Origin of the sequence: Mesorhizobium sp. M6A.T.Cr.TU.017.01.1.1, assembly GCF_004023115.1 — a bacterium.
In the GTDB taxonomy this organism is placed as follows: domain Bacteria; phylum Pseudomonadota; class Alphaproteobacteria; order Rhizobiales; family Rhizobiaceae; genus Mesorhizobium; species Mesorhizobium mediterraneum.
Window position 1 is genome coordinate 1 of sequence record NZ_RZTA01000258.1, and the last position, 1,287, is coordinate 1,287.

Below are 1,287 nucleotides of genomic sequence, written 5' to 3' on the forward strand. Positions count from 1 at the left end.
CTTTTATCGGCCACCCGGCGGAACTCGATGACGTTTTGCCGAAAGTCCTTAACGGCAGCTGGCGCAGCAGCTATGAAGCGAAAGCCGCCGATGCAAAGCGCATCGCGCATAACCAACTTGCAGCGCGCGAAATGTCGCTTACCGGGCCGATATACGCCAAACTTGAGCCGGCGATGCAGGCCGAGGATTGGACGGCGGCGCTCTTGGCCATCGAAGAAGGCCTCGCCTTGATGCCAGACTCTTGTGAGTTCCGGCAGATTCATGCGGATCTTCTGCTTCACAAGCTACGCGACATCAAGACCGGCATGCCGGTCATGCGAGAATTGGTCGAGGACGCGATCGACAAAACGTCCGACGCGGTGTCGTGGATGGCCTTGGCCCTCAACCAACTCTTCGATCCCACGATGGACAATTCCCATCTTCCGCGCGCGGAGCGCTTTGCGATGGGCAACGAGCTCTCGGAACAGATACTGGCACTCAATCCCCCGAACGGCGATGGCCCGTTTAAATACCTCCGGTACCTCCCGGTAGCTCAGTATTATTACGAGAGCGGCAACAAAGATCGCGCAATCGAGTTGATCGAGGTGGCACTGAAATCGGTGGACCGGCTGGGGCCAATTCCGGACCACACCAAACAGTACTATCTTACCCCATTGCTCGAAGCACTGGCCAACTACACGGGTGAGCCTGCCTGTCACGCGGATCTTTGTGTGGCTCCGCAAAAGAAGGCACCCGAAACTCAAAACGCAGTCACTTCCTGAGCAAGAATCGCGAAGGGACTGACAATTGGAATTGAACACTGGCCAATCCGCCCATCGAGGCTCTCTTCGCAGCAAGTATGTCGATGCAGCAGGGCGGCGGCTTGCGGCAGGTTGGATTTCAATTGCGTTGACCACCGGTCGGATCGCGGCGCAGACGATGTGCGCCGCGAATTCGCGCCGCAGGTCTCGCACTCGTGGACATGTCGAGGTCGGCCACGGGGCACTCTTGGGGTTGGCCCGCCCAAGCCATTCGTCGGCCACGCAAGCCGACCCGGAGTGGGCATCGCAGGAAAAGGAAATCGTACCTCGAAGACGAAGACTGAAATGACGAACAACGAAATTCCTCCGGTTGGCCCTGCTGTCAACAATGACGACGAGGCCCTTGCTTCCCCGTTCGTCAAATGCCTCCTGCGGCTCATTCGTACTCAGGATTCCTTCGGCTTATGGGAAGGCCATTCGGATGCCGAGCTGCTGGCCGAGTTCATCATCACCAAGCAACAGCAACGTGCGGTACCCTTTGGCGGCG

2 pseudogenes are annotated in these 1,287 nt (G+C 58.2%); both read left to right on the forward strand.

The annotated features are described in order from the left end of the window. A pseudogene (locus tag EOB36_RS33825) lies at positions 1-761 on the forward strand (TlpA family protein disulfide reductase); the annotation flags it as partial. Between the two features lie 324 nt (positions 762-1,085). After that, positions 1,086-1,287 (forward strand): annotated as a pseudogene (locus EOB36_RS33830) (hypothetical protein); the annotation flags it as partial.